The organism is Novosphingobium sp., from assembly GCF_027486195.1.
In the GTDB taxonomy this organism is placed as follows: domain Bacteria; phylum Pseudomonadota; class Alphaproteobacteria; order Sphingomonadales; family Sphingomonadaceae; genus Novosphingobium.
This window is the reverse complement of record NZ_JAIXPP010000123.1, coordinates 41,215-58,620: the sequence shown is the minus strand read 5'-3', so window position 1 is coordinate 58,620 and position 17,406 is coordinate 41,215. Positions and strand designations below refer to the sequence as shown.

19 protein-coding genes, 1 tRNA gene and 1 pseudogene are annotated in these 17,406 nt (G+C 64.3%); 13 read left to right on the top strand and 8 right to left on the bottom strand.

The annotated features are described in order from the left end of the window. Positions 1 to 234, top strand: a pseudogene (locus Q0071_RS20855) (hybrid sensor histidine kinase/response regulator); the annotation flags it as partial. Here Q0071_RS20855 and Q0071_RS20850 read toward each other — a convergent pair. The 4 genes from Q0071_RS20850 to Q0071_RS20835 form a co-directional block, all read right to left on the bottom strand. Next, positions 231 to 2,462 carry a GAF domain-containing protein gene (locus Q0071_RS20850; protein WP_298174254.1) on the bottom strand — a complete coding sequence of 744 codons (2,232 nt, stop codon included), beginning with the start codon at positions 2,460 to 2,462 and terminating at the stop codon, positions 231 to 233. The pseudogene Q0071_RS20855 and the gene Q0071_RS20850 overlap by 4 nt on opposite strands. A 493-nt stretch (positions 2,463 to 2,955) precedes the next feature. Then, a complete protein-coding gene (locus Q0071_RS20845) occupies positions 2,956 to 3,597 on the bottom strand; it encodes a LuxR C-terminal-related transcriptional regulator (RefSeq protein WP_298174252.1) in 642 nt (213 codons plus the stop codon). A gap of 191 nt (positions 3,598 to 3,788) precedes the next feature. Beyond that, positions 3,789 to 4,295 carry a hypothetical protein gene (locus Q0071_RS20840; protein WP_298174250.1) on the bottom strand — a complete coding sequence of 169 codons (507 nt, stop codon included), beginning with the start codon at positions 4,293 to 4,295 and terminating at the stop codon, positions 3,789 to 3,791. Positions 4,296 to 4,538: 243 nt separating this feature from the next. Beyond that, positions 4,539 to 4,615 (bottom strand) — tRNA-Arg (locus tag Q0071_RS20835). 60 nt (positions 4,616 to 4,675) lie between these two features. Between Q0071_RS20835 and Q0071_RS20830 the strand changes: the two genes are divergently transcribed. Both Q0071_RS20830 and Q0071_RS20825 read left to right on the top strand, forming a co-directional pair. Continuing rightward, positions 4,676 to 5,464: a queuosine precursor transporter gene (locus Q0071_RS20830; RefSeq protein WP_298174248.1), complete on the top strand. Its 789-nt coding sequence runs from the start codon at positions 4,676 to 4,678 to the stop codon at positions 5,462 to 5,464. Beyond that, complete coding sequence (locus Q0071_RS20825; protein WP_298174246.1) at positions 5,464 to 5,862, top strand: hypothetical protein; 399 nt, start codon at positions 5,464 to 5,466, stop codon at positions 5,860 to 5,862. The genes Q0071_RS20830 and Q0071_RS20825 overlap by 1 nt, the downstream gene beginning before the upstream one ends. Before the next feature lie 25 nt (positions 5,863 to 5,887). On the opposite strand, the gene Q0071_RS20820 is transcribed toward Q0071_RS20825, so the two are convergent. From Q0071_RS20820 to Q0071_RS20810, 3 genes are all read right to left on the bottom strand, one after another. Continuing rightward, entirely contained in the window at positions 5,888 to 6,496 is a 609-nt protein-coding gene (locus tag Q0071_RS20820; protein ID WP_298174244.1) for a hypothetical protein, read from the bottom strand. A gap of 264 nt (positions 6,497 to 6,760) precedes the next feature. Then, complete coding sequence (locus Q0071_RS20815) at positions 6,761 to 6,982, bottom strand: PspC domain-containing protein (RefSeq protein ID WP_292941668.1); 222 nt, start codon at positions 6,980 to 6,982, stop codon at positions 6,761 to 6,763. Next, complete coding sequence (locus tag Q0071_RS20810) at positions 6,979 to 7,125, bottom strand: hypothetical protein (RefSeq protein WP_298174241.1); 147 nt, start codon at positions 7,123 to 7,125, stop codon at positions 6,979 to 6,981. The genes Q0071_RS20815 and Q0071_RS20810 overlap by 4 nt, the downstream gene beginning before the upstream one ends. 335 nt (positions 7,126 to 7,460) lie before the next feature. Between Q0071_RS20810 and rimP the strand changes: the two genes are divergently transcribed. The 6 genes from rimP to rbfA all read left to right on the top strand — a co-directional run bounded on the left by rimP (position 7,461) and on the right by rbfA (position 14,062). After that, positions 7,461 to 8,021 carry a ribosome maturation protein RimP gene (gene rimP / locus Q0071_RS20805; protein WP_298174239.1) on the top strand — a complete coding sequence of 187 codons (561 nt, stop codon included), beginning with the start codon at positions 7,461 to 7,463 and terminating at the stop codon, positions 8,019 to 8,021. Between the two features lie 3 nt (positions 8,022 to 8,024). Then, a complete protein-coding gene (nusA, locus tag Q0071_RS20800) occupies positions 8,025 to 9,668 on the top strand; it encodes a transcription termination factor NusA (protein ID WP_298174237.1) in 1,644 nt (547 codons plus the stop codon). Then, positions 9,649 to 10,389 (top strand): DUF448 domain-containing protein, encoded by a 741-nt coding sequence (locus Q0071_RS20795; protein WP_298174236.1) that lies wholly within the window; start codon positions 9,649 to 9,651, stop codon positions 10,387 to 10,389. Before nusA ends, Q0071_RS20795 begins: the two co-directional genes overlap by 20 nt. A 5-nt stretch (positions 10,390 to 10,394) precedes the next feature. Further along, entirely contained in the window at positions 10,395 to 12,992 is a 2,598-nt protein-coding gene (gene infB / locus Q0071_RS20790; RefSeq protein ID WP_298174234.1) for a translation initiation factor IF-2, read from the top strand. A gap of 121 nt (positions 12,993 to 13,113) precedes the next feature. Beyond that, entirely contained in the window at positions 13,114 to 13,650 is a 537-nt protein-coding gene (locus Q0071_RS20785; RefSeq protein WP_298174232.1) for a DUF1697 domain-containing protein, read from the top strand. Between the two features lie 13 nt (positions 13,651 to 13,663). Next, entirely contained in the window at positions 13,664 to 14,062 is a 399-nt protein-coding gene (rbfA, locus tag Q0071_RS20780; RefSeq protein ID WP_298174230.1) for a 30S ribosome-binding factor RbfA, read from the top strand. Here rbfA and Q0071_RS20775 read toward each other — a convergent pair. Further along, a complete protein-coding gene (locus tag Q0071_RS20775; RefSeq protein WP_298174228.1) occupies positions 14,059 to 14,655 on the bottom strand; it encodes a YceI family protein in 597 nt (198 codons plus the stop codon). The genes rbfA and Q0071_RS20775 overlap by 4 nt on opposite strands. A 193-nt stretch (positions 14,656 to 14,848) precedes the next feature. On the opposite strand from Q0071_RS20775, the gene Q0071_RS20770 reads away from it, so the two are divergent. The 4 genes from Q0071_RS20770 to rpsO are packed head-to-tail and all read left to right on the top strand — an operon-like array spanning position 14,849 to position 17,284. Then, positions 14,849 to 15,400 (top strand): GNAT family protein, encoded by a 552-nt coding sequence (locus Q0071_RS20770; protein WP_298174226.1) that lies wholly within the window; start codon positions 14,849 to 14,851, stop codon positions 15,398 to 15,400. After that, positions 15,397 to 16,098, top strand: a complete 702-nt coding sequence (locus Q0071_RS20765) for a site-2 protease family protein (RefSeq protein WP_298174224.1) — start codon at positions 15,397 to 15,399, stop codon at positions 16,096 to 16,098. Before Q0071_RS20770 ends, Q0071_RS20765 begins: the two co-directional genes overlap by 4 nt. 10 nt (positions 16,099 to 16,108) lie before the next feature. Continuing rightward, positions 16,109 to 17,008, top strand: coding sequence for a tRNA pseudouridine(55) synthase TruB (gene truB, locus Q0071_RS20760; protein WP_298174222.1), 900 nt, complete (start codon positions 16,109 to 16,111; stop codon positions 17,006 to 17,008). 6 nt (positions 17,009 to 17,014) lie between these two features. Further along, a complete protein-coding gene (rpsO, locus tag Q0071_RS20755) occupies positions 17,015 to 17,284 on the top strand; it encodes a 30S ribosomal protein S15 (protein WP_298174220.1) in 270 nt (89 codons plus the stop codon). The last annotated feature ends 122 nt before the right edge of the window (positions 17,285 to 17,406 follow it).

The window sequence follows — 17,406 nt, the reverse complement described above, 5'->3', positions numbered from 1 at the left end:
TTCGATATCCTGCTGACCGACGTCGTCATGCCCGAGCGCAGCGGTGTCGAACTTGCGCATGAAGTCGAGGCGCGGCATCCGCGCATCGGGATCATCCTGATGAGCGGCTATTTCCCCGATGAAAGCCTGCTGCAGCCACATTGGCGCATGCTGCGCAAACCGCTTGATCTCAGCCTGCTCTCGCAGGCGCTGGACGCGGCCCATGCCAGGCTCGCGGAGATTGCCGCGGTCTAGGCCGCCTTCGTTTTGGCAGGCGCGGTTTGCAGCTGTCTGATCAGCGTATCGACCGAGAAGGGCTTTTCGAGCAGCGGCCAGGCCAGATCGGATTCGGCGTGGCGCGCAGCGTTGCCGGACATCACGATCACGCGCATTTTCGGATCGCTCTTTGCGGCCTGCCGGGCGAGCACGGTGCCATCCTCGCCATTGTCGAGCAGCAGATCGCAGATGAGCACGTCGAACTTCTGGCGTGACAGGGCTTCGAGAGCTTCGTGCGAGGTGGTGAAGCCGGTCGGTACATGCCCGGCAAGGCTCAGCGTCTCGACCATGCCGCTGAGGAGATCGGGCTCGTTGTCCACGATCAGGACGCGCAGCTTGGCAGGCTTCGGTGCGGAGAGCGCGATCGGCCGGCGGCTTTCGGCAAGCATGGACTCGGCTCGGGCGGGCAGCACGATCTGGACCGTGGTGCCCGCGGGGCTGCTGTTCAGCACGCGGGCGGTGCCGCCGTGGTGGACAGCAAAGCCGAGCACGGCGGCAAGGCCGAGCCCGGTGCCCTTGTTGGGCCCCTTGGTCGAGAAGAACGGCTCGAAGGCATGCTCGCGCACGTCCTCGGACATGCCCGAGCCGGTATCGGCGACTTCGACGATGACCAGCGGCGCGCTGCGCAGGTTGGCGGGAAGGCCCTCGCGGCTGGGGCAGCCTTCCGGTGCATCGCTGAGCCAGGTGCGCAAGGTGAGCACGCCGTGCTCGCCCATTGCATCGCGGGCATTGATGGCAAGGTTCACCAGCGCGTTGTTGAAGCCGGCGGGATCGATCTCGACGGCAAGCGGCGTGTCCCAGAGCTGTGCCTGAACATCGACGCCGGGCCCGACCGCGGCGCGGATCAGCGAAAGAAGGCGCAAGGTGAGGTTGTTCACATCGGCGACTTCGGGAATGCCGCGCGGGTGACGCGCGATGCCCAGGAGCGAGCGCGTGATATCCACGCCGCGCAGCGCGGCCTGTGCGATCAGGCCGAACCGGTCGCGCGCCGCATCGCTTTCAGCCTCGCGCCCGCCAATTTCGGCGTGTGTCGCAATGATGCCAAGAATGTTGTTGAAATCGTGGGAGAGTTCGCCGGAAATCTGGCCGATCAGCTCCATCTTGCGGCTGTTGAGCAACTCGTTCTTGGCCTCGATCATCACAAGGCCCTGCGCGAGGCTGACGCTCATTTCCTCCAGAATCCGGATCTCGTCATCGGCAAACGCGCCTTGCTCGTCCGAATAGAGCGTGAGCGTGCCGAACGCGCGCCCATCATGCAGCAGCGGGAAAGCGGCGATGGCCTGAAAGCCCCGGCTGAGCGCGGCTTCGCGCCAGGGGGCGAGCTCGGGATCTTCGGCTACCGACAAGGAGACAGACACCTCGCCTTCGCGTATCGCTCTGGCGGTGGGCCCTTGGCCGAGAACCGGATCATTCGGGCGAATATCGAGCGCCTTGATATAGTCCGCGTGGGTCGTTGCATGCGCGGTAACCCGGATCTTGTCGATCGGCCCGAATTCGCGGAGCCCGATCCATGCGGCGGCATAACCATCGCCCTCGACAAGGCTCTGGCAGACCAGCTTGTGCAGTTCGGAGCGTGACTGCGCGCGCGAGATGGCGGCATTCACCAGCGCAAGCGCCCGCAGCGCACGGCGATTGCGCACGATGCTGGCGTGGTAGCGCCGCTCCTCGGTCACATCGGTGGCAAAGCCGATCCAGTAGCCGGTGCGCTTGCCCTTGAGCTCGTGCGGGTGAAACTTGACGTGCATGACCCGCTCGTCGCCCGAGGCGGTCTTCATGCGGAATTCGGTCCGGAAGGTTTCGAGCCCTGCCTGGCCGGCCCGGATCTCGCGCCGCACCCGCTGGCGATCATCGGCATGGACCGCATCGAGCCGCGACTCGGCGGCCTGGAACAGGGTCAGGGCATCATGCCCCCAGACTTGCTCGTACGTAGCGGTGGCGAAGGCCGTCTCGCCCGAGGGATAGGCCTCGATCCAGATGATCTGGTCGATCGCGTTGGCGGCAATGCGGGCGACATCAAGTTGGCCCAGCAGCTGCGCACGCACCACCACAAGATGGACGAAACCCCAGACAAGCGCGATGAAAACGAGAGCAATCAGGGCCATTGCCGGGACGCTGACCGTCGCGCGCAGTTCCGCAACCACCAGAACCGCCGCCAGCGCAGCTGAAATGGGCGGCCATACCCGCGCGTCGATGCGCCTCTCAGCCATTGTCCCCATGCCCCTCTTTGCCGACCTCATGGACGGCGCTTGTCATTGCGGACCGGAGAACCCGGTTCAGTCGCCTTGCCCCCGCAGCACGACTTGCGGGATCTGTTTACGCTGCATAGGTTTGATCCGCAAACCTCTGTTATGTGTTAACCCGAAGCGGGGGGAGTTGAGGGCCGGGAAGGACGGGGAACTCGCCCCTCCCGGCTCCGAGGTCGTGACCGGATGACGCGATCGCCCGCTCGCAACGGATGCGATCTTGACGGGCGATGTCCGGCAAAGGGGGCGCCCGTTGTCAGGTCTGTGACGGAGGCGGTTCGTCCGGATACGGTGTATGGCCGAACGCCGCTCTTCTGTTCTTGGCGCACAACAATTTGGGACGGTTGCGCGCAAACCTTCGGCAGTTGAATCTGTGCGACCCGAAGGTGTTATGGCGAAAGGTCTTTCATTTCAGAAAGATAGACTTCACCAGCGCGCCGCCCTGCCGGGCTGGCAATCACGCGTAGGCCGGGCTCATCGCGAACGCGTCGTTCGCGGGATGAAACTCGCCTGAGCTCAGCGCGATCACGATCGCCTGCGCGGTGTTGCGCACGTTGAGCTTCGAGAGAACATTGCGGCGATGAATGTCGACCGTGCGCGGGCTGATCGCGAGCTTGGCGGCGATGCGCTCGGTGGTGCAGCCGTTGATGACGTCGCCCAGCACCTGGCGTTCGCGCGAGGTGAGCATGGCGACCTTTTCCTTGGCGCGGCCGCCCATAACCTTGGCGGGCTGGTTGCGCCGCAGATCTTCTTCGGCACGGCGAATGGCGCGGTCGAGCAGGGTCGGCTCGGACGGCCAGACCACGAAATCGGAGGCGCCCTCGCGGATCGCGGCAACGGCCTTCTCGAACCCGGCATTGCACGAGAACTCGACCTTGGCCGAGACCGGCGCATGGTCGGCCCGATACTTGTCGATCAGCGCTCGGCAGGACGACTCGTGCCGGAACAGGAAAATGACGGCGCGGTCAATCTTTGCCGGAAGTTCACTGACATCGTTGAAGACAACACTGCGCACGCCCAGCGAGCTCAGATTGTGCGAGATCTCAGCCCGCAGATGAACGCTGTCTTCGATGACATAAACTGCTGTTCTATCGTTCATTTTTTCCGACCCGTGCAGAAGTTCGTTAGTCCTGCTTGCCTACTTGGCTTTGCGGGGAGTCGCTATCGATAACGGTGCCATTGCGGCAGCGAGTTTGCGGGAATTACTGCCGCCGCGTTGAAAACAACCATTCCGGTGGCAAGTGCATTGTATTGATGTGACGAGCTTTTTCGCGACGAGCCAAAGCGGCCTCAGAGACGGCGGAGCTGTGCAAGATCGGGGCGATGATCGAGCACGCGGTGCTTCGACTTCACTTCCCAGCTCGCGTTGCGCTCAGCAATATCGCGGAGTCGCTGGAGGGTATCCATCAGGATCGCAAGGTTGATCGGTTCCTCGAACTCGACCCCGAAGACCTGGTCATTTGTCCAGCGCGTGATCGCGCCTACTGTACGGTTGTCAGGCAGAAGGATCTCGGCGGATTCGCCCACAATGGGCGGAAGGCCCTTGCAGGTGGCGCAAAGGCCCCGCGCGGAGATGTTGCGGATGACGATCTCGAACGCCGGCAAGCGGTCGGTCTGCATGTGCCCCTTCAGCAGCCGGCGCTCGCGGGGCTCGCGCGGGTGTTGAGACGGACTCTCGTGCTTCACGGCTGGCTCCATTGGGCTTTGGCGCAAGGTATGGACCGCTGCTGCGGTCCCGTTTGGTTGCGGGAGACAATCAGGTGCGGTGAACTTTGGTGGGTTGTTCATGCTGGTCACGCGTCTTGCTCACGTATTCGACAAGAGAATACGGGAAATACTGAAGTGATGACGCAAGCTGCGCCGCGTGCAAGATCGCGCTGTGCGGACGATATTCGGTACAATTACCGGTTTGTACGGTCGGCATGGCTTTCCCCCATCGTTGAGGGAAACCTAGGCGCCAGATGTTAACGCGCGTTTGGATCGCAGGTAACCAAATAGACCGAGTTTGCCGAAAAAAGTGCCGCGATGGTGAGGAGGGGGTGGCGCGCCCTGCAGGATTCGAACCTGCGGCCACCGGCTTAGAAGGCCGGTGCTCTATCCAGCTGAGCTAAGGGCGCGTGATGCGTGCCTCATAAGGCCGCTTTGCCTGCCGCGCAAATCACGATAGCAACACGGATATGAACCAGCACCGCATCGCCCGTATCGAAGGCAGCGCCGGCGCGCGCCGCCACTTCCGCTTCTTCGATTATCTGATGGCGGCGTTCGTCGCGATCCTGCTCCTTTCGAATCTCATCGGTGCAGCGAAATTGACTACCGTCTGGGGTTACACCTTCGGCGCGGGCATCCTGTTCTTCCCGGTTTCCTATGTGCTGGGCGACGTGCTGACCGAAGTCTACGGATACGCCCATGCGCGGCGCTGCGTGTGGGTGGGCTTCTTCGCGCTGCTGTTCATGGCCTTCATGAGCTTTGTGGTGGTGGCGATGCCGCCTTCGGACGGCTGGGGCTGCGCTTCGAGCGGGGACCCGCGCTTTGCCGAGATCGTGGCGAAGACCTCGGCCGGCGCGGTCTGCCAGACGGCCTACGATTCGGTGTTCGGCAGCACGTGGCGCATCGTGATCGCCTCGGTCCTCGCGTTCTGGGCGGGCGAGTTCGTCAATTCCTTCGTGCTGGCGCGGATGAAGGTGTGGACCGGGGGCAAGTATCTGTTCACCCGCACCTGGGGCTCGACGATCTTCGGGCAGGCGGTCGACAGCGCTTTGTTCTATCCGATCGCCTTCCTCGGCACGTGGGAAACCACGGACGTGATCCACGTCATGTGGACCAACTGGGCGCTCAAGGTGATCTGGGAAATCGTGCTGACGCCGGTGACTTATGCCGTGGTCGGCTTCCTCAAGCGGCAGGAAGGCGTCGACGTGTTCGATACCGATATCGACTTCTCGCCCTTTGCTGCGGTCGACGAGGCCTGATGATCTACATCGTCCTCAATGGCGGGGCGATTCTGGCGGCGACGCTGGCGGGGCTGATGCTGGGGCTGCTTTATCAGGCCGGGGCGGACCGGCGGCAGGTTGCCGCGTGGCGCCGGGCAGGCACACTGGTGACGGCCTTCGTCGCGCAGGCTTGGCTTTGCGCTATTCTGGCGGGCGCACTGATCCTGGCGCCGCCCAAGGGCAGCGTCTGGACGATGACGATCGGCAGCGCCGTGGTGATCTGGCTCGGGTTTGTGGTGCCGAGCCTGTGCGCCGCATATCGCTTGCGCGCGCTTGCATGGCGCGCGGCGCTGGTCGATTGCGGATACTGGTTGGCGGTGATGCTGGCGCAGGCCGTCGTTCTTCGCCTGATCGGGCTGGTGCCGCCGCCGGTGTAGGAAACCACCGGCAGCGGCGCACCCCTTACATCTTCGAGAACGCGCGCATCCAGTGGTGCTGGCAGGGCCCGTAGTTGGCCATCAACGTCCTGATCCAGCTGCCCATGCTCCCTTCAACCGAGAGGCATTCGCCAAAGTTGGGATCGAACGAGAAGATCTGGTTGTCTGCCTTGCCGATGCGGCCAGCCTTCATCTTGCGGAAGAACGCGATCGTATGTGCGCCGCCCGAAGCGCCGACCACCGAACCTGAAAACCAGAAGCTGTAGATCACCCCGGCGATGCTGGTGGTGTTGAGCCCGTCAACAAATCGCGCTTCCGAATAGGCCTCGTAAGGAAAGATGTTCTCGACAAACTGCAGGCCGCGCCAGGCTGCGACGCCCTTGTCGGCCGCTTCTGCACTCTGGCGGGTCCATTCATTGCCAAAGATCGTCTGGGTGACCATGGCCGCCCCGCCTTTGCCCTTGCTGAGCGCGGTCATCCGCTGGGCCGCATTGCCCGGATCGGAATCGGCATACATTGCCGCGATCCACTGCAGCGAGAAGTTGTGGCAGGCCCCTTGCGTGGCTGCGGCATTGGCGGAACCCGCCATGACACCCACCTGAGAAAAGGGAGCGACAAGATCCTGTACGGCCATGCGAGGGTACCTCCAGCGAGAGCAATCGGAACCGCGGAGTCCGACTCCGGGGCTATCCGTTATGGAGGTGCCATTCTGCTGCGAGTTCACCTTCTGCGCGACTGATATTTGTCAGGTAACGAAATCGGACCGTTTTGGGGTTTCCTGTCTCGCAGCGTTGCGCAGGGTGCCATGCCGCAAGGGCACGGGCCGTTGTGCTGGCGGGCCGGGCAAACAGCTGCTCCCCGCTTGCACCAGGGGCAAACGGGGAGGCTGGGTGCGGGCTCAATCCGCGATCAGGCCGATGGCGAGGTAGATCAGGATCAGCGAGCCGAAGCCGACCAGCGTGCCGATCACCCAGGCCACGCGAACGAGCGTGACATCGAGACCGAAGTAGTCGGCGATCCCGGCGCTGACGCCCATGATCTTGCCGCGCTGCTTGTTGAGACGGAAGCCCCGAGGGGCAGGCGAACGGACAGCGTTGTCCTCGAAGCGCAGGTCGCTCATGCCGAGTACACCGAGCTGACGGTGGCGGTGTGCAGCGGGCTCTGAACCGGGCTGGTGACTGCGGCGCCGACCATGGCGAAAGTGAGGGCGATCGCGGCAGCAGCGCTGAAGATCGGGGCGGTAAAGTTGCGGATGGTGGTCATTGTATGGTTCCCTTCTGTGGTTCGAGTGTGGCGCCGTCCAGTCCGTCCGGCGTATGCCAAGAGCATTGCATAGGGCGTGCCAAATGCGAGAAATGTCGGAAATGCGTCGTTCCTCGATTTGCGGCTAGTTGGTTTTGCCTATTGCGATCCCAAAGTGTGGGAAATTTCACCGACTTTCGGGAGGCGCTTGCCGCGCAATCTTGGCGCTTGCCTTTTTTGGGGCGTGCGCCTAGGGCGAGTGCATCCCGACATTGTGAAGGCAAAGTCTGGGCTGGCGCCAAACGGGGCCGGCACCAAACCCGCTGCCTTTGCTGCGTTGGCCCCTTGGAGCACGCATGAACGATATCGCACGGATTACCGAGATCGCCGGAGAAGAGGCTGCGAGCCTCGGCTTCGATCTCGTGCGCGTGCGCTATTTCAAGGGCGGCGAGATCGGTGACGAGGAGCACACGCTCCAGATCATGGCCGAGCGGCCCGAGACCGGGCAGCTGGTGATCGAGGACTGCGCCGCGCTCTCGCACCGCATTTCCGATCGCATCGATGCGCTTGAGGAAGCGGGCGAAGTGCTGATCGCGGAGGCCTATCGGCTCGAGGTCAGCTCGCCCGGTATCGACCGTCCGCTGACCCGCGCGAAGGATTTCGCCGCATGGACCGGTCACGAGGCGCGGATCGAGCTTGCCGAGCTGCTCGACAATCGCAAGCGCTTCCGGGGTGATCTGGTCGACTTCGATGCTGACCAAGAGATGATTTCGATCAACGACGATGGCGTGGTATACGAAGTACCATTCAGCCTCGTCGCCAATGCCAAGCTTATCCTCACCGATAAGCTGATTGCCGCTTCCCGGCCGCTGGATGTCAGCGGCGTGGACGACCTAGTTGAGGAACAGGAAGACTAAGCCATGGCCAGTGCGATTTCCGCCAACCGCGCCGAGCTGCTCGCGATCGCGAACTCTGTCGCGACCGAGAAGATGATCGACAAGTCCATCGTCATCGAGGCGATGGAAGAAGCGATCCAGAAGTCTGCGCGTAACCGCTATGGCGCCGAGAACGACATCCGCGCCAAGCTCGATCCGCGCACCGGCGACCTGCGTCTGTGGCGCGTGGTCGAGGTGGTGGAAGAGGTCGAGGACTACTTCAAGCAGGTCGATCTCAAGCAGGCCGAGAAGCTGCAGCCCGGCGCGAAGGTCGGCGACTTCCTCGTCGATCCGCTGCCGCCGGTCGATCTTGGCCGCATCGATGCGCAGTCGGCCAAGCAGGTGATCTTCCAGAAGGTCCGCGATGCCGAGCGTGACCGCCAGTACGAAGAGTTCAAGGACCGCGCCGGCGAAGTGATCACCGGGGTGATCAAGTCGGTCGAGTTCGGCCACGTGATCGTCAACCTCGGCCGAGCCGAGGGCGTGATCCGCCGCGACCAGCAGATCCCGCGCGAAGTGCCCCGCGTGGGCGAGCGCGTGCGCGCCTGGATCATGAAGGTGGAGCGCCAGAACCGCGGTCCGCAGATCTTCCTGAGCCGCGCGCATCCTGAATTCATGAAGAAGCTCTTCGCGCAGGAAGTACCCGAAATCTACGATGGCATCATCGAGATCAAGGCCGCCGCCCGCGATCCGGGCAGCCGCGCCAAGATCGGTGTGATCAGCCGCGATTCGAGCATTGACCCGGTCGGCGCCTGCGTCGGCATGAAGGGCAGCCGCGTGCAGGCCGTCGTGCAGGAACTGCAGGGCGAGAAGATCGACATCATCCCCTGGAGCGAAGACACCGCGACCTTCGTGGTGAACGCGCTGCAGCCCGCGACCGTCAGCCGCGTGGTGATCGACGAGGAAGAGAGCCGCATCGAGGTCGTCGTGCCTGATGATCAGCTCAGCCTCGCCATCGGTCGGCGCGGCCAGAATGTGCGTCTGGCCTCGTCGCTGACGGGTTCGGCCATCGACATCATGACCGAGGCGGAAGCTTCGGAGAAGCGCCAGAAGGAATTCGCCGAGCGCTCGAAGATGTTCGAGGAAGAGCTCGATGTGGACGAGACGCTTTCGCAGCTGCTGGTCGCCGAAGGCTTCAGCGAGCTTGAGGAAGTCGCCTATATCGACATCGCCGAACTCGCCGCGATCGAAGGCTTCGACGAGGAGCTCGGTCAGGAACTGCAGAGCCGCGCGCTCGAGGCGCTGGAGCGCCGCGAGGAAGCACAGCGCGAGGAGCGCCGCGGCCTTGGCGTCGAGGACGATCTGGCCGAGCTGCCGCACCTGACCGAAGCCATGCTGGTCACGCTCGGCAAGGCGGGCATCAAGACGCTCGACGATCTCGCCGATCTCGCCACCGACGAACTCATTGCCAAGAAGCGCGGGGGCGAACAGCGCCGCCGCAACAACAACCCGAACGAGACCCGCCGCGACCGCGAACGCAGCGAGCGCAGCGAGGACAAGGGCGGCGTGCTCGGCGAGTATGGCCTCTCGGAAGAGCAGGGCAACGAGATCATCATGGCTGCGCGTGCGCACTGGTTCGAAGACGAGCCGGCAAATGAGGAGGCCGCCCATGCGGAATCCTCACAATGACACGCTGAGCTCCGACAGGATTGGCAGCAAGCCGGCCGGGACTTCCGCAAAGGAGGCCCAGCCGGAGCGGAAATGCGTGCTGACCGGGCGCCATGATGCGCGCGGCGAGCTTGTGCGGCTGGCGATTTCACCCACCGGAGACGTGCTTCCCGATGCCTTGGCGCGTGCGCCAGGGCGGGGCGCGTGGATCGGGGTGGGAGAGACCGAGCTTGCGACCGCGATTGCCAATGGCAAGCTGCGCGGCGCGTTGGCGCGGGCTTTCAAGGGTGCGTCGCTTTCCATCCCGGCCGATCTCCCCGAGCGGACCCGCGCTGCGCTTACCCGCGCGCTGACCGATCGCCTCGGCATCGAGCTGCGGGCGGGCAACATGCTGCTTGGCACCGAGAAGATCGCGCAAGGCGCACGGGCCGGTGCGGTGAAATGGCTGGCCCATGCCAGCGATGCCGGAACCGACGGTCCGAACAAGCTGGCCCAGGCCTGGCGCGTGGGCGAAGAAGCGGAAGGAACCGGCCTCAAAGGCATCATCTTGCCGCTGGACCGGGCAGCGCTGTCTGTGGCATTGGGCCGCGACAACGTGGTTCACCTGGCGCTGGTCGATGCCGCTGCGGCGCAGCGGGTCGCGGTGCCGCTGCGGCGCCTGCTGCACTTTCTAGGGTCTGAACAAGACACGGCGGACGTTGCTTCGGCAGCGTGCGAAGATATTGATACGAAGGGTATATAGTTTCGATGAGCGATGACAAGAAGCCGACGCTCGGCCGCAGGCCGCTTGGCCTGAAGACTTCGGTTGAGGCCGGCGAGGTCAAGCAGACCTTCAGCCATGGGCGGACCAACAAGGTCGTCGTCGAGGTCAAGCGGCGCAAGCTGATGCCGCGCACCCCGGGTGAAGTGGCTGCTGCCAGCGCACCGGCCGAGGCGCCCGTTGCCGCGCCCGCCGCACCTGCGCCGCAGCCCGTCCGCGCGCCGGCACCTCCGCCGCCGCCGCGTGCCGCCTCGCTCGAGACCCGCCAGGAAATGCAGACCCGGCTGCTGCGCGAGGCCGAGGAAGCCCGCCAGCAGGCGCTTGAAGCCGCGAACCGCCGCGAACAGGAAGAGCGCCTGCGCGCGCTCGAGGAAGCGCGCCGCGCCGCCGAAGCACGCAAGGCCGGTGAGGCTGAAGCTGCGGCTCCCGCCGAAGCGCAGGCCGCTGCCCCGGTCGAGGCCCCGGTTGCCGAGGCCCCTGCTGCCCCGGCTCCGGCTCCCGCTCCGGTTGAGGCGCCTGTCACGGCCCCGGCTGCGCCAGCCGAAGCCGAAGCACCCGCTGCTGCTGCTGCCGAACCCGCGCAGCCCGCGCCGCGCCGTTTCACCCCCGTGGTCGCGCCCAAGCGGCCTGAACCGGCGGCGAAGAAGCCGGCGCATGCCCCGCGTGACAAGGGTGCGGGCGACCGCCGCCAGGCCGGTAAGCTCACGGTTACCCGCGCGCTGAACGAGGACGAGGGCGCCCGCGCCCGCAGCCTCGCTGCGCTCAAGCGGGCGCGCGAGAAGGAAAAGCGCGCGCACTTTGCCGGGCAATCGCAGCCGCGCGAGAAGCAGGTCCGCGATGTCGTGGTGCCCGAGGCGATCACGGTGCAGGAACTGGGCAACCGCATGGCCGAAAAGGCCGCGGATCTGGTCAAGGCACTGTTCAAGATGGGCATGATGGTCACCATCAACCAGACCATCGATCAGGACACTGCCGAGCTGCTTGTCACCGAATTCGGCCATAATATCAAGCGCGTATCGGAATCGGATGTCGATATCGACAGCGCGGCCGACGTCGATTTCGAAGAAACGCTGCAGCCGCGTCCGCCGGTCGTCACGATCATGGGCCATGTCGACCATGGCAAGACCAGCCTGCTCGATGCGCTGCGCGGCACCGACGTGGTGCGCGGCGAGGCTGGCGGCATCACGCAGCATATCGGCGCCTACCAGATCAAGACCAAGGCCGGTGATCACATCACCTTCCTCGATACCCCGGGCCACGAAGCCTTCACTGAAATGCGCATGCGCGGTGCCAACGTGACGGACATCGTCATTCTGGTGGTCGCAGCGGACGACGGGCTGATGCCGCAGACGATCGAGGCGATCAACCACACCAAGGCGGCCGGCGTGCCGATGATCGTGGCGATCACCAAGGCCGACAAGCACGAGGCCAACCCGCAGAAGATCCGCGAACGTCTGCTTGAGCACGAGATCGTGGTCGAGGAAATGTCGGGCGATGTGCAGGATGTCGAGGTTTCGGCCAAGACCGGGCAGGGCATGGACGAGCTGATCGAGAAGATCCTGATTCAGGCCGAACTGCTCGAACTGCGCGCCAATCCGGACCGCGCTGCCGAAGCGACCGTGATCGAAGCCAAGCTCGACAAGGGCAAGGGTCCGCTCGCGACCGTGCTGGTCAATCGCGGCACGCTCAAGGTCGGTGACATTCTGGTGGTCGGCACCCAGTCGGGCCGCGTTCGCGCGATGCTTGACGACAAGGGACGCCAGATCAAGGAAGCGCCGCCTTCGCTGCCGGTCGAGGTGCTCGGCCTCGGCGGTGTGCCGATGGCAGGCGATACGCTGACGGTGGTGGAGAACGAGGCGCGTGCCCGCGAGGTTGCGGCCTATCGCCAGGAACGCGCGACGGCCAAGCGCACCGCGCAGGCTCCGACAAGCCTGGAGAACATGTTCTCCGCGCTTGCCGCCAAGCAGGCGGTCATCGAGTACCCCGTGGTCATCAAGGCCGACGTGCAAGGCTCGACCGAAGCGATCGTCAATGCGCTCAACCGCATCTCGACCGACGAGATCAAGGTCCGCATCCTCGCCTCGGGCGTGGGTGCGATTACCGAAAGCGACGTCAACCTCGCGCAGGCGAGCGGCGCACCGATCATCGGCTTCAACGTGCGCCCCAACGCCAAGGCACGCGAACTGGTCGAACGCTTCAAGGTGCGGATGAAGTACTTTGACGTGATCTATCAACTGACGGACGACATCCGCCTCGAAATGGCCGGCCAGCTCGGGCCGGAGCGGATCGAGACCGTGGTCGGCCGTGCCGAGGTCAAGGAAGTGTTCCCCGCCGGCAAGCGCGACAAGGCTGCGGGTCTGCTCGTGGTCGAGGGCTTCATCCGCAAGGGCATCAACGCGCGCCTTACGCGCAACGATGTCATTATCTCGCAGACGCTCATCCACTCGCTGCGCCGCTTCAAGGACGACGTGCCCGAAGTGCGCGCCGGCCTTGAGTGCGGTGTGGTGCTGGCCGATACGAACGACGTGAAGCCGGGCGACCAGCTTGAAGTGTTCGAGGTCGAGGAGCGCGTGCGCACGCTGTAGGAGTTGAGCACGTGGCCTATGAACCTGATCGGAAGTTGAAGGTTTTTGGCTGCATTGGACTGGTGATCCTGTTCGGGTCGCCGGTCCTGTTCCTCGCCTACATCTTTGTGACACACGTGTGATGCCCCGCTACGTCGCTCTGCTCGGTTCGATCAATGTCGGCGGCAATCGCTTGACGATGGCGGAGTTGCGCGCGGCGTTCGAAGGCGAGGGGCTCGCCAATATCGAGACGGTCGTTGCGAGCGGCAACGTGCTGTTCGATCATGACGAGCGGCCGACGGCGGGGCTTGAGGAAATGCTGGAGCGTCTCGTGCGCGCCAAGTTCGACATGCGCAGCATTGTCGCGGTGCGCAGCGTGGAGGAAATCCGCAGCAGCATCGAGGACAATCCGTTCACCGGGCACGGCGCGGACGCCAACGTCCACACCATGTTCCTCGATGGCGAGGCCGATCCGACGCAGTTCCGCGTGCTGGTGGAAGATCAGACGGCGCGTGGTCCCGAAAGGCTCGCACTTGGCCCGCGCGCGCTCTATATCGATTTTGTCGAAGGCGTTTCGGCCAGCCGGATGACGGGCGCGTTTCTCGAACGGCGGCTCGGTCGGCGCGGCACGGCGCGCAATGTACGCTCACTCGCCCGTATACTGGCGAAGATGGGCTGAAGGATCAGAATACATGGCAAAGCAGCCCGCATCCCCGGAAACCCGCTCGGTCCGCCTGCTCAAGGTGGGTGAACAGGTGCGCCACATCCTCTCCGAACTGCTGATGCGGCAGGAAGTGCACGACGAGGTGCTCACCGCGCATTCGGTCTCGGTGACGGAAGTGCGGATGTCGCCAGACCTGCGGCACGCGACGGCCTATATCAAGCCGCTGCTCGGCGCGAACGAGGAGGCGGTGCTGAAGGCGCTGCGCACCAACACGGCGTTCTTCCAGAAGGAAGTCGCTCAGCGTCTGCGCCTGAAATACGCGGCGAAGATGAAGTTTCTGGCAGATGAGAGCTTCGATGTGGCGGGCCATATCGACAAACTGCTCGCCGATCCCAAAGTGCAACGGGATCTGGCTGCAGAAGATTAACCCGGCACCATCCGCGCGCGGATTGTCACGTTGACCATCGCGCCGATGATCCACGGAAAGGCTGTCATCCCGAATTGGCGGCGATCGATCACGCCGGTGCCGACGATCGAGATCGGCTGCGTGCCGCCGGTGGAGAAGGGTGGGACCGAGAACGTCACGGCGAGCTTGATCGGCCGGGTGATCCCGCGCGCGGTGATATCGCCTTCGACCTCGGCAGTCTTCTCTCCCGACATCTTCAGCCGCCGCCCGACAAAGCGCACCGTGGGATGGTGCGCGACATCGAAGAAGCTTTTCCCTTGCAGCGTCTTGGTCTGCGAATCCCCGGTGGTCAGCGTGCGCGCGTCGATATCGACGACCATGTCCAGCGCTTCGAGATCGGCGAAAGAGAGATTGAAGGTGCCCGACATGTCCGGGAATTTCGCGGTCTTGGAGGCAATCCCGAAGAAGGCGACCTTGGCGTCGACATGGCTCGCGCTGCGGTCGATCACATAGCGCAGATCGCCGGCAGCGCCTTGCGCTGGCTGAAGCATCGCCATCACCACGGCGAGGGCGATGAGCAATCTGGGCAGCAAGCGGGGAAGCAGGCGGTGCATGGCGATCCTTGTGGCAGACGTGGGGTGAACGCAGTGTGACGAGGCAGTAACCGACGCGCCAGCCGGTACGCTCGCCGCGAATTTGCTTACCCGCGTTTTCTGCCAGCGCTTGGCTTTCGCTGCGCAATGCCTATGTGAGCAAGTCTATGGCAAGCCTCCCTTTCCGTCACCTCCCACATCAGGTCGCTGCACGATGAGCGGCGGCGAACTTTATGTCCCGCTGGAGGAAGGCAACCTGCGCATCGAACCGCTGCGCGAAGCGCACCGCGAGGCCTTGCGCGCGGCTTGCGCGCAGGACAGCGAGATCTGGGAAATTTATCCCTTCTGCTATGTCGGTGAGCATTTCGATCCGCAGTTCGACAGCCTGCTTTCCAGCCCGCCGGGGCGCTGCGTCTATGCTGTGTTGATGGACGGCGCCGTGGTCGGCATGACGGCGTGGATCGCGTTTGGCGATCCGGGCTGGTCGATCGAGATCGGCAACAGCTTCATCGTGCCCGCACTGCGCAGCACCGGCTTCAACCGGCGGCTCAAGCGCCTGATGATCGATCATGCGTTCGCCTGCGGGCTGGAGCGGGTGGTGTTCAAGGTTGACGTGATCAACACCCGCAGCCGCGCTGCTGTGCGCAAGCTTGGCGCGGTGGAGGAAGGCGTGATGCGCCGCGAACGCAAGACCTGGACGGGGCGCGTGCGCGATACGGTGATCTATGGGTTGCTGCGGGACGATTGGCAGGCGGCGCGCACGTGACCAATCCGTTCTATGTTGCAGCCACGGTGATCGTGCCGATGGTGTTCGCCATCGTGCTGCACGAGATCGCCCATGGCTGGGTCGCGCGCCTATTGGGCGATCCGACCGCCTATGAGCGCGGGCGGCTGAGCCTCAATCCGCTAAAGCATGTCGATCCCATGGGCACGCTGATTCTGCCGGGCATGCTCAAGCTGCTGGGTCTGCCGGTGTTTGGTTGGGCCAAGCCCGTGCCGGTGAACTATGCGCGGCTGCGCAGCCCCAAGCGCGACATGGCGTTCGTCGCGGCGGCAGGGCCGCTGACGAACTTCGTGCTGGCGGCGGTGGCGGCGGTGGCGTTCGGGCTGCTGCTGCGCCAGCTGGATCCGCAAGGTACGCCGGGCCCGACGATGATGTTCGTGGTCGACAATCTCAAGAACTTCATCGCGATCAATGTGTTCCTCGGCACGTTCAACCTGCTTCCGCTGCCGCCGTTCGATGGCTCGCGCATCGTGCGCGGGCTGGCCCCGGCGGCGGGGGTGCGGCTGCTCGACCGGATCGAGCCGATCGGCATTCCGCTGTTCATGGCCGTGTTCATCGTGCTTCCGTGGCTGTTCCCGGGGCTCCACATCGTCGACCGGGTGGTCGGCCCGCCGATGGAATGGATGCTGAACCAGTTCGAACATATCGTGGCGCTGGTTGCCGGGCCGGAACTCGATTGAGCCCGCTGGCATGGTGAATGGCTGGATTATTCTCGACAAGCCCTTGGAGCTTGGCTCGACGCAGGCTGTGGCGGCGGTGAAGCGCAACTTGCGGCAGGCAGGCTACGGCAAGGTCAAGGTTGGCCATGGCGGCACGCTCGATCCGCTGGCGACGGGCGTGCTGCCCATCGCGCTGGGCGAGGCGACCAAGCTGTGTGGGCGGATGCTGGATGCGCGCAAGGTCTATGCCTTCACGCTGCGCTTCGGCGAGGAGACCGATACGCTCGATCTCGAAGGCAAGGTCATCGCGGCGAGCGATGTGCGGCCGCTGCGGCCGGACATCGAGGCGGTGCTGCCGCGCTTTACCGGGCCGATCGAACAGGTGCCGCCGGCCTATTCCGCGATCAAGGTGGATGGCGAGCGGGCTTACGACCTCGCGCGGGCAGGGGAGGCGGTTGAACTGAAGAGCCGCGCGGTGACGGTGCATAGCCTTGAGATCGGCGCTGCGGGCGAGGGGGAGACCACCCTCATCGCCCATGTTTCCAAGGGCACTTATATCCGCAGCCTTGCGCGCGATATCGCGCATGCGCTTGGCGCGGTCGGCCATGTCACCATGCTGCGCCGCCTGCGGGCCGGGCCGTTCGACCTCGCTCAAGCGATTTCGCTGGACAAATTGAACGAGGTGGGTAAGGGCGCACCCCTTGAACACATACTCTTGCCGCTGGAGGCAGGGCTGGTCGACATCCCGGCTCTTGACCTTTCGCCCGAGCAGGCAAGAGCGGTCCGCCAGGGCCGCGTTCTTGACGGGCTGCCCCATAACGACGGGCTTTACTGGGTGCGCAGCGGCAAGGTGCCGGTGGCCTTGGTTGAGCTTTCAGGCTCCGTCCTGACCGTCGCGCGGGGGTTCAACCTTCCCGATGTCGCGGAGTGATGAATAATGTCGATTAGCGCAGAAAAGAAGCAGGAAGTCATTGCGGGCAACGCGCGCGGCACCAACGACACGGGTTCGCCCGAAGTCCAGGTCGCGATCCTGACCAGCCGCATCCAGACCCTGACCGAGCACTTCAAGGCTCACCACAAGGACAACCATTCGCGCCGCGGGCTGCTGATGATGGTCAACAAGCGGCGCTCGCTGCTGGACTATCTCAAGAAGAAGGATGTGGCGCGCTACAATGCCCTCATCCAGAAGCTCGGTCTGCGCAAGTAACCAAGCGGAAAGCGGCCCCCACGTGGGCCGCTTTTTGCATCTGGCACCCGCTTTGCAATTCGGCAGGCGGGCAATCCGGGGGCCGCAAACAGGCCCCGCACCGGACCGGGACGGCACACCCG